8 protein-coding genes are annotated in these 9,960 nt (G+C 54.3%); 4 read left to right on the top strand and 4 right to left on the bottom strand.

The window, feature by feature from the left end; all coding sequences use genetic code 11:
- Positions 1 to 339 precede the first annotated feature (339 nt).
- Positions 340 to 969 (top strand): ArsR family transcriptional regulator, encoded by a 630-nt coding sequence (locus tag ACWIZX_RS13850; RefSeq protein ID WP_448336194.1) that lies wholly within the window; start codon positions 340 to 342, stop codon positions 967 to 969.
- Positions 966 to 2,348: an MFS transporter gene (locus ACWIZX_RS13845; RefSeq protein ID WP_448336193.1), complete on the top strand. Its 1,383-nt coding sequence runs from the start codon at positions 966 to 968 to the stop codon at positions 2,346 to 2,348. The genes ACWIZX_RS13850 and ACWIZX_RS13845 overlap by 4 nt, the downstream gene beginning before the upstream one ends.
- Positions 2,349 to 2,368: 20 nt before the next feature.
- On the opposite strand, the gene ACWIZX_RS13840 is transcribed toward ACWIZX_RS13845, so the two are convergent.
- From ACWIZX_RS13840 to ACWIZX_RS13825, 4 genes are read right to left on the bottom strand one after another with little or no spacing between them, the layout of a single operon-like run.
- Positions 2,369 to 3,316, bottom strand: coding sequence for a lysylphosphatidylglycerol synthase transmembrane domain-containing protein (locus ACWIZX_RS13840; RefSeq protein ID WP_448336192.1), 948 nt, complete (start codon positions 3,314 to 3,316; stop codon positions 2,369 to 2,371).
- Positions 3,313 to 5,307: a hypothetical protein gene (locus ACWIZX_RS13835; RefSeq protein WP_448336191.1), complete on the bottom strand. Its 1,995-nt coding sequence runs from the start codon at positions 5,305 to 5,307 to the stop codon at positions 3,313 to 3,315. The genes ACWIZX_RS13840 and ACWIZX_RS13835 overlap by 4 nt, the downstream gene beginning before the upstream one ends.
- A complete protein-coding gene (locus ACWIZX_RS13830) occupies positions 5,291 to 6,262 on the bottom strand; it encodes a glycosyltransferase family 2 protein (protein WP_448336190.1) in 972 nt (323 codons plus the stop codon). The genes ACWIZX_RS13835 and ACWIZX_RS13830 overlap by 17 nt, the downstream gene beginning before the upstream one ends.
- A 52-nt stretch (positions 6,263 to 6,314) precedes the next feature.
- The gene (locus ACWIZX_RS13825; protein WP_448336189.1) at positions 6,315 to 7,451 is read right to left on the bottom strand and encodes a type III PLP-dependent enzyme; all 1,137 of its coding nucleotides are present in this window, start codon (positions 7,449 to 7,451) and stop codon (positions 6,315 to 6,317) included.
- 117 nt (positions 7,452 to 7,568) lie between these two features.
- Here ACWIZX_RS13825 and ACWIZX_RS13820 point away from each other — a divergent pair, with 117 nt between their 5' ends.
- Complete coding sequence (locus ACWIZX_RS13820) at positions 7,569 to 9,383, top strand: metallophosphoesterase (protein WP_448336188.1); 1,815 nt, start codon at positions 7,569 to 7,571, stop codon at positions 9,381 to 9,383.
- Between the two features lie 110 nt (positions 9,384 to 9,493).
- Positions 9,494 to 9,960 (top strand): class II fructose-bisphosphate aldolase (locus ACWIZX_RS13815; protein ID WP_448336187.1); only part of this gene is annotated, 467 nt, incomplete at its 3' end.

Below are 9,960 nucleotides of genomic sequence, written 5' to 3'. Positions count from 1 at the left end.
GGTGGGCAGAGGGGTGGGAGGATTGCTCAACGGTGTGGCGCTGGCCGTCTGGCGGTCATGAAACAGGTTGAACAGCAGAAACAGCATGATGATCAGGGCTACCACCGATAAACCATTGGAAGAGGAAGAATGGGACATGCGGTTTCTCCTTGCTGATTGAATATAGAAAAATTGTTCTATTATTGATTATATCACAGACACCCATCCATCGTTCCATCCAATTCGCCAATAATAGAAAAAAACAGTACTTTTTTCGGCTATTTCATCTTGACAGGATAGAAAAAATCGCTATACTGTTTTTTAACGCAAAAAATTATTTTGGCGATAAAGGAATGTCAAATGGAAAAATCTTCTTCCCCGGCGTTTGTCATCCGCGATATGGAGACCATGCGGGTCATTTCCGACCCGATTCGCGCCCAAATCTTTGAAGCCTTGCTTCATCAATCGCAAACGGTGCGGCAGGTAGCCGAAAAACTGGGCATGAGCGCCAGTAAGTTATATTACCACTTCAATATGCTTGAAAAATTCGGCTTCATCTTCGTCCAGGAAACCCGTCAGGTAGGCAACTTGATTGAAAAAATCTACGCTGTTACTTCACCGACCATTGATGTAGATCCCAATTTGTTTTCTTTCCCATCCGGAGAGCATAATGAGCAACTCCTGAGCATTGTACGGGATACGATTGATGCCACCCGTGAAGATTTGCTGCGCAGTCTGCAAGCCCGTCTCTATGCGCTGGAGCAGGGAGAACCTCCCAAACCCCGCCGGCTGGTACTGAATCGTCTCCGGTCAAATTTAAGCGATGAACAGGCTGCCCGTCTGCTAACCAAAATTGAAGAACTGCTCAAGGAATTTGAGCAGTCCGATGAAAAAGAAGCGCAGGACAATCAGTCCTATTCCCTGATGATTGCTTTTTACCCCAGTTTTTATTTTCCTGCCGAAAGTCAACCAGGCACCCCGGAGCAATGATGAACACCGACCTGCAACCGCGCAACATGCGCACTTTTCTGGTCATCTGGATTGGCCAGGTGATTTCAATTATCGGTTCTGGTCTCACCAGTTTCGCGCTGGGAGTGTGGATTTACCAGCAAACCGGTCAGGCAACCCCATTTGCCATTACGGTTTTGTTTGGCACATTACCGCGTATCTTACTGACACCGCTGGCGGGTTCGCTGGCAGACCGCTGGAACCGGCGCTGGTTGATGATTCTGGCGGATACCGGCAATGCGCTGGTCACGCTGGCGGTCGTGTTTCTGGTGATGAGCGATTCATTGCGAATCTGGAATATTTATCTGGTAGCGTTGGCCGGTTCATTGTTCGCTGCTTTTCAGGAGCCGGCTTACACTGCCTCGATCACCATGCTGGTGCCGAAAAAGGATCTGGCCCGCGCCAGCGGTTTGATGCAGGTAGCCCAATCTATGGAGATGCTGATTGCACCGCTGTTGGCGGGTATTCTCTTCGGTGTGATTGGGTTGAGAGGCATTGTTCTGATTGACTTCCTCACCTACTTTTTTGCAGTCGGTGCTTTGCTGATCGTGCGCATTCCCCAGCCGCCGCTGACCAGCCAGATTGAACAGGATGGACGGGGTAAAATCTGGCGGGATGCCTTGTTCGGCTGGCAGTACCTGCGGCAGCGCAGGGGTTTGTTCAATTTACTGCTGTACTTTGCGCTGGTCAATTTTCTGTTGAACCTTGCAAGTGTCCTGACCGGCCCGCTGGTGCTTTCGTTTTCTACCCCGGCGGTACTGGGTGCTGTTCAGACGGCTACCGGTTTTGGCATGCTGACAGGCAGTCTGGTTTTGGGGGTGTGGGGCGGTCCAAAGCGGCGGATTTTCGGCGTTCTGGGTTTTATTGGGCTGGGAAGTGTGGCTGTTCTGGCTATCGGCCTGCGGGCCAACCCGTTTTGGATTGCGACCGGTTTCTTTGTATTCCTTTTCTCGGTTCCGATTGCTTCGGGTTTAAGTCAGGCGATCTTTCAGACCAAAGTTGCCCCCGATGTGCAGGGCAGGGTATTTGCCATCCGCAGCCTGATTTCCCGCTCGATCATGCCGCTGGCTTTTTTGCTGGCAGGTCCGCTGGCCGATCAGGTATTCGAACCGCTGATGCGCCCCGGTGGGGTGCTTGCAGAAGGCCTGCCCGGCATGCTGATCGGGGCAGGCGCCGGGCGGGGTATCGGCTTGATGTTTGTGATCTCTGGCATTCTGTTGATGGTGGCGACTGCCTTTGCTTTTCTGAATCCGCGCATCCGAAACCTGGAAAATGAACTGCCGGATGCAATCCCTGACAAATTGCTGGCAGAGCAGTTTGTTGAAGAAGGCGAAACAATGGCCGTGCTTGCCGAAGATTGACAGGCCTCCTTCTGGATTGGTCACTGGTGGTTTGCGGTTTCTACATTTCTCAAACTTGCCAGTAACGGCAGAAAGAACGCGCCCGGCAGGCTGGCTGCGACGAACAACAGGCGCATCATCAGGCTGAGGGTGAGGGTGTTTTCCAACGGCACGCCGCCGAAGGTGTGATAGAGATAGGAAATGGAAACTTCCTGCAATCCCAGCCCGTTGATGGAAACCGGCAGTAAGGTGATAAAGTAGGACAGGCTCCATAAGCCGCCAATTTGCCAGAAGTCAAGCGGTGAACCGAGGGCATTCAAGAGCAGAGAGACACTCAGAAAAGTACAAGCCATGTGACCCAGGGTTGCCACAAACGCCGCACCCAGCCCGGCCGGATGTTTCAGCCAGTGCTGCAGGCTGATCAAAACCTGAGTAATGAAACCGCGCAATTTCTCGCGCCAACGTGCCGGTAAAGGCAGCAGCGAGCTGAACAAACCAGCTGCATGAAGTGCGGTTTTACCCAGCACGCTGGACAGGCCGACCGGCAGCATCACCGTCATGCCGGCCATACCAATCAAACGGTCAGCAACCAGCGAGGCGGCGCTTAAGCCGCCATCCACCCTCAGCATGACGGCACCGGCCAGGCGCACCACATCTCCGCCGATGGTAGAGGGCAGAAAATTGGAGGCAAACAAACCGACAAAGACCAGTTCGAAAATGGATTTGAAGGAGACCGGCGCGCCGGCGGATCGCAACAATGCGTACCAGCGCAGCACCACGCACAAACGGGAAGCGAGCATGACCGCCAGCGTCATCACAAAAATGGGCAGCGGAATTTGTTGTACGGCAGAGAGTACCTCGCCCCATCCCTGCTGGCGAATCAAAATGACCAGCAGAATGATCGAGAGCGCCGTTCCTCCAATTTGAACCCATTGCTTCCAGTTACGAAAGCGGGATGGTTTCCCGGAAACAGGCTGATCAGTGCTCATTTGGGCACCAACACTTGCAGGTTTTGTTCACCAAAGTAAGCTTCTTCCCCATAATATTCCAGAATCGGGAAGGTAATGCGATCCACCCACAGGTTGTTCTCTTCGGCGAAGGGGTCCATTTTGGGACGCTGATAACTCGGATTGAGCCGGCCGGTAATGATCATGGCAAAACGACGTTCGCGCAAATCCTGATAGAATTTTTCCAGCAGGGTGCGGTTGTTGGAAATGGAAGCTTCCGAAAGTAACAGCAATTCGTAATCTGCCACCAGCGGTACATCTTGTACATAACCAAAGGTCAGCAGGTGACGCTGGGAGATGAACAGCACCTCACCGCGTTGAGCAGCGCTGCTGACCAGTTGATTTAAGGAGTTCAAAGTCACCTGTGCCTGCTGCAAGTCTTTGGCTGCGGGCAGTGAAAATTCGGCTAACGACCAGATAACCGGCATAACCAGAATGAGCCCAACCAGGGCCGCCGGCCGCTTCGTTGGCGATGCCGTGCCCGGCTGATCCGGAACGGCTTTGTCGAACAGAAAATAAGCTCCGATCAGCAGCAGCAGCACAAAGTAAGCATCCAGATTATGCAAATTGCTGCCACCGCCGATTTTGGTGCTGACCACCAGTCCGCCGCCAAAGAGCAAACCGCCAATCCCTGCCAGTGCCAGCAGGCGCAGCGGATGCCAGCCGGCACCGCGCCGCAGGGTGTTGAGGACAATCAATCCCAGCAATGGCAGCGAGACAATCAACCCGAGCGGCAAAATTCCCCAACCGGAGGTGGCACTGGGCAGCAAGCGGTGCCACAAAAGCAATGAGGTAAAACTGGAAGCAAACAGACTGGGGTCGCTGTTGCCGGAGAGCGGGATGTAAGCAGCCTGTGCCAGCAGCGCGCAGGATATTCCCACACCCCCCCAAAGCAGCGGGCGGCTCAAATAAGCCAGCCAGCTGCGCCGGGTGTGGAATGGGGTTTCCAGCATGTACATGGCGGCGGCCAGCATGGCCGGCACGGGGAACCAGTTGACCCGGCTGAGGCCGGCCCACACCGAAGCCAGCATCACGCCCGCCAGGGTGCGCATCGGGCGTTGCGGGTGGTACAACCACAAGACCGGCAGAATACACAGGTGCAGATGATAATAGACCGGACCCTGCATCAAAAAAAGAAATGCCCAAAGGGTTGTCCCCCCCATCAGCAGCGCCGGGCGCAGCCCAAGCCGGCGGGCAAGCGCCCAACCGGTTGCCAGATTCATCCCAATCCACAGAATGACCTGCCAGAGGCGGTGAAACCACAGGGGTGAATCGGGAATGAGATAGGCTAAACTGAGCAGCAGATAGCGGGAGGCATGTAGCGGGGAAAGGGGGATTGAAAAACCGTAGATTTGTTTGGCAAAGGGCAGGGAAGCATAGTAATAACGGCTGGCTTCTGACCAGCCCAGTGAAAAGGGATAGGGGCTGACGGCAGCCGCATAGGTCATCAGAGTTGCCAGGAAGCCGCCGATCAGCATTCCCAGACCGACAGCCCAGAAAAACTGGATCCTTCCGGCTGCCATCCAAAAAAGGCTGGTCACCCCGGCCGCCAGCCACACAATCCACACGCGGTCGCTGAGGGCAGTAAAATGCTTGACAAAGAAAAAACGCATGAAAACAGCCGTGAGCAGCCAGCCGCTGAAATACAGCAGATAGTTCCACCGTCCCAGCCGTTGGAGTTGTTGTACCGCCTTTTCAGAAAACAGAATCAGGCGGCGGCTTCTGCCGTTTTGCAGTGCCAGCCATAACAAAAGGCAGGTCAGGCTGATCAAAAAGCAGACGGTGATCAGCAAACTCCACTGCCACGAATAGCGGGCAATGAACCAGCCCGAATACCGCCCTTTTTCGAGCAGGTCGGGTAAAGTCAGCAGGCCAAAAATCCCGGTCAGCAACAACCACAGGCGGATTGCAAGTCCATTCCGCATGGGTTCAGCAGGCAGAGGCAGGGCAGCAGCTTCAACGGTTGGGCTCATGAATAGGGTGGTTATTCGGCAGAATTTTACGGACGGTATAGGTTGGTTTGCCCTGTGATTCGTGGTAGGTGCGCACCAGCAATTCAGCAATCAGCCCCATCAAGATGGATTGAAAGCCGAGGATGAACACCATTGTGCTCATGATAAAGATGGGGGAATCCAAAACGGGGATTTGGAAGAATACCCGCCGCACAAACAACACCAGCAGCGTAATCAGGCTGAGCAGAATGAGAATGAAGCCGGCCCCGCCAAACAGGTAGATGGGTTTATTACCATAACTGCTGAGAAATTTGACGGTGATCAAATCCAGAATGACCTTGACGGTGCGTTCCAGCCCGTATTTGGCTTTGCCGAAGCGGCGCGGGTGATGGTGGACGGGCACTTCGAGGATCTTTGCCCCCACCGAATGAGCATAAACCGGAATGAAGCGGTGCATTTCGCCGTACAGCTTAAAGCCGGTAATGACCTCGCGGCGGTAGGCCTTGAGGGTGCAGCCATAATCATGTAGATGAACGCCGGTGGTTTGGGAAATCAGCCAGTTGGCAAGACGGGAAGGGAGTGTGCGGGTGAGAAATTGATCCTGCCGGTTGATCCGCCAGCCGCTGACCACATCGTAACCTTCATCCAGTTTTGCCAGCAGCGTGGGAATATCGGCCGGGTCGTTTTGCAGGTCGGCGTCCAGCAAAACAATCCTCTCCCCGCAGGAATGATCAATACCGGCGGCGATGGCCGCTGTTTGACCAAAGTTGCGGCGCAACAGAACGGCGCGCACATGCTGCGGGTCGGACTGGTGGAGCTGTTCGATGATGCGCGGGCTGGCATCCTTGCTGCCGTCATCCACCAGCACCATCTCCCAATGCAGGTTGAGCGGATCTAATGCCTGATGAACTGCTTGATGCAGTAAAAGGAGTGATTCTTCCTCATTGTATACGGGGATGATGACCGATAAGTCCATCGCCAACCTGTATCTGTGGGGGGATGATTACAGAATTAAATTATACGCCCTCTTATGCCTTTGGGCCGGTCAGGATGACCGGCGCAAAAGAAAGGCCGTTGTAATGCTCCAGTGAGTTGGTGTATGCCCCGGCGGGAAAGATGTAGAGGCGGTCTCCAAGGGTCAGGCTGGCGGGCAGGTAAACCTCGCTGCGGATGACATCCGCGCTGTCGCAGGTTGGCCCGCTGATCGTGAAGGGGATCAGTTCCTCGTCCGGTTTTTCGCTGAGGATGTTGTAGGGGAAGTGAAACATTTCCAAACCTTCGATCAAGCCGTGAAAGACCCCGGCATCCACATACAGCCACTCCTGGCCGTTGCGGCGGGCGCGGTTGATGACTGAGGTAACCATCACGCCCGCATCCCCTACCAGCCCGCGGCCGGGTTCAACCCACAATTGCGTCTGGCTGCCGAACCAGTCCTGCCAGCGGCTCAGGATTTCGCGGGCAATTTCCTCCACGGTCGGCACAGGTCGATCGAATTGAGAAGGAAACCCGCCTCCGATATTAATGCAGGCAAGCGCCAGGCCTTTTTGAATAAGGCTCTCAAACATGGGACGCAGCCGTTCCAGGGCGCGTACCCAGGCCAGCGGGTCGCTGTTCTGCGAGCCGACATGAAAGGTAAGACCGTATGGTTTCAATCCCAATTCGACGGCATAATCCAACAGGTTCAGTCCCTCTTCGGGCTGGATGCCAAACTTGCGTTCCAGCGGCCAGTAACTGCCCTGGTTATCCACGGCCATGCGCGCCATCAGCAGAGCTCCGGGGGCAAAGCGTGCCAGTTTTTCCAGTTCCAATGCAGAATCAAAGGCAAATACCCGCACACCAAACTGATGCGCCTGTTCAATATGGCGCGGAATTTTGGTCGGTGCGCTGAAAATCATCCGCTCAACGGGCACACCCGCCGCTGCCAAAATCTCAATCTCACCCCACGATGCCACATCAAAGTCAATTCCTTCTTCGGCAAACAAGCGCAGTACCTGAGGGTGGTTATTGGCTTTGACCGAAAATAAAACCCGCCCACCCGGAAAGGCGGCTCGAAAACGGCGGGCATTAACCCGCAGGCGGGTTTCATCCAGAATCAGAAAGGGTGTTTGTTCAATCCGCACCCCCGACAATAAGCGGTGAATTTCATCCAAAGTATACAGACTCATTACAACTCCATTTCATTCAAGCTGTACCAACAAAAACGGGGTTATTATACCTGTACTTTCAGTACAATAATAACAACCGTTTGAATGAATTGCAGAAACGCGGAAGGGAGGTGTGGAATGAAATTCCAACGGTTACGAATGAACAAAGTCTGGCAAACCCTTTTGGTCGTTGGGTTATGGCTGAGCGGGTGTGCTGTTCCGCCGCCGCCAGCCACCCCCACAGCGGAGGTGATCGAACCAACTGCAACGGTTACACCGGCTCACACCGCTACGCCGCTTCCATCGCCGACACCCACCCTGACCCCGACCCCGGCAGCCAACGATTTGAGTCTGCCGCTGCGGGTTGCCCTGTATTATCCGATGCAGAAAGAAGACTGGACGGCAATCGGTCTGCAGCCTGCCCGCGGCACTTATGATTCGCGGGATGCGGCGGTGATCGAGGCTCAAATTGGGGAGATGAAACAGGCAGGCATTCAGGCAGCCGCGATGTACTGGAAAGACGACAGCGCAAAGTCTTTCCTGGCTGCAATTCTGCAAGCCAGCCGCCAGCAGGATTTTTACTGGGGGGTGCTGCTGGACATTGAAAAACAAAGTGATCCATCTGCTGCATTTATCCAGCAAACCCTGGATGATGTGTATCATTCTTTTGCAACGCATCCCCATATCTGGCGGCTGGAACGCCGGTTTGCGCTAATCGTGGATGTGGATGAAGTGGATGATGGCTGCGGGATGATCAGCCGCTGGCTGGAAGCCAACCGCGAGCAGCGGTTTTACCTGATCATGCAGGTTTTTAACAATTATGACCGTTGTTCAAAGCAACCCGACTTGTGGGTGGACCTCTACCCGCAAACACCGATTGAACCTGCTCCCTCTGAGAGTACCACTTTGCAGGTAGAAGCCTGGGATGGTAATCAGCTGTCTGAGTTGGAGCGCAGCTTAATGGATTGGGGCAGGCAGGTACAGGTTGCGGGTGCGCCGCGCGGTTTGCAAATTGTCCGCGCTTACAACGATTGGGTAAACGGCAAGCATATTGAGGCTGCAGCCATTTGGGGAGAAACCGGCGGATATTATCTTGAAGTTCTGCGGCGCAATGGTCAGGGCTATGCCGCACTGGCGGAAGAATTGCTCTTCAAGAACGAAGCGATTCTGGTGGGCGCCGGGGATATTGCCATCTGTGGCGAAGAAGGCAGCCAGTACACTGCCGCGCTTCTCGATCAAATTCCCGGTACGGTATTCACTGCCGGTGATAATTCCAACGAAGCGGGAACGGCAGCCAATTACCAGATGTGTTTCAACCCCAGCTGGGGACGGCATAAGGAACGCATCTACCCGGCAGCCGGCAACCACGATCTTCTCATTTCACAAGGTGCTCCTTATTACGCCTATTTTGGCGAGCGTGCCGGTGAACCCGGCAAAGGCTATTACAGTTTTGATCTGGGAGAGTGGCATATCATCGTCCTGAACAGCGTCTGTGAATATGCCGGCGGCTGCGGTGAGGATTCGCCGCAGATGGAGTGGCTGAAAGAAGACCTGGCGGAACATCCAAATCTTTGCACCCTGGCAATCTGGCATTACCCGTTGTTCACCTCGGGGACGCGGGGCGGCAACGAGGTTGTGCGTCCGTTCTGGAAAGCCCTTTACGAAGCCGGCGCGGACGTGATTATCAACGGGCATGATCACCATTATGAGCGGTTTGCGCCGCTGAATCCGAATGGTCAACCTGATGCGGAACGCGGTATCCGTCAGTTTATTGTCGGTACCGGTGGGGCAGGCCTGCGCGGCATTGGGGAGGTGGCAGCGCATAGCGAAAAAAGGATTTTGTATACCTATGGGGTGTTAAAACTTTCGTTGAAAGGTAACGGTTACTACTGGGAATTTGTACCGGTAGCCGGCATGGGCGCATCGGACAGCGGAAGCGGTGTCTGTCACTGATAATTTGGGTATAATTGAGTTACCGCAGATGGCAGCCAAACCGCTGTTTTCGTTCACCGCTTGCTGTTGCGGTCTGAGCGTTCATTCTACTTGTTAAGGGAGTGTGTCAGATGATTGTTACAACCAAAGAATTATTCAAAGCTGCGTATGGTAAGTATGCCATTGGTGCCTACAACATCAACAATCTGGAACAAACCATGGGACTGTTCCGCGGCAATCTGGACAGTCAGGCGCCGTTTATTATTCAAATCAGCAAAGGGGCGCGCTCGTACACCCATAAACTGATGCTGGAAGCCTTGATTCGGGCGGCCGATCAAATCTTCCCCGAAGCCATTTTTGCCGTTCATCTCGATCATGGCGATGAGGAGACCTGCTACGACTGCATCAACAGTGGTTTTTATTCGTCGGTGATGATTGATGCCAGCCACGAGGATTTTGAAACCAACATTGCCATTACCCGCCGGGTGGTAGAGGCCGCTCATGCCAAAGGGGTGGTGGTGGAAGCCGAATTGGGGCAACTGGGCGGGGTCGAAGAGCATGTGGCGGTGGATGAGGCGGATGCCAAATTGACCGACCC

It is taken from the genome of Bellilinea sp. (genome assembly GCF_053501535.1).
This window is presented reverse-complemented; position numbering and strand designations above follow the sequence as displayed.

What these genes read in the sequence shown, in the direction of transcription:
- ACWIZX_RS13850 (WP_448336194.1), top strand. Translation starts at nt 340, where the DNA reads ATGGAAAAATCTTCTTCCCCGGCGTTTGTCATCCGCGATATGGAGACC.
- ACWIZX_RS13845 (WP_448336193.1), top strand. Translation starts at nt 966, where the DNA reads ATGATGAACACCGACCTGCAACCGCGCAACATGCGCACTTTTCTGGTC.
- ACWIZX_RS13840 (WP_448336192.1), bottom strand. Translation starts at nt 3,316, where the DNA reads ATGAGCACTGATCAGCCTGTTTCCGGGAAACCATCCCGCTTTCGTAAC.
- ACWIZX_RS13835 (WP_448336191.1), bottom strand. Translation starts at nt 5,307, where the DNA reads ATGAGCCCAACCGTTGAAGCTGCTGCCCTGCCTCTGCCTGCTGAACCC.
- ACWIZX_RS13830 (WP_448336190.1), bottom strand. Translation starts at nt 6,262, where the DNA reads ATGGACTTATCGGTCATCATCCCCGTATACAATGAGGAAGAATCACTC.
- ACWIZX_RS13825 (WP_448336189.1), bottom strand. Translation starts at nt 7,451, where the DNA reads ATGAGTCTGTATACTTTGGATGAAATTCACCGCTTATTGTCGGGGGTG.
- ACWIZX_RS13820 (WP_448336188.1), top strand. Translation starts at nt 7,569, where the DNA reads ATGAAATTCCAACGGTTACGAATGAACAAAGTCTGGCAAACCCTTTTG.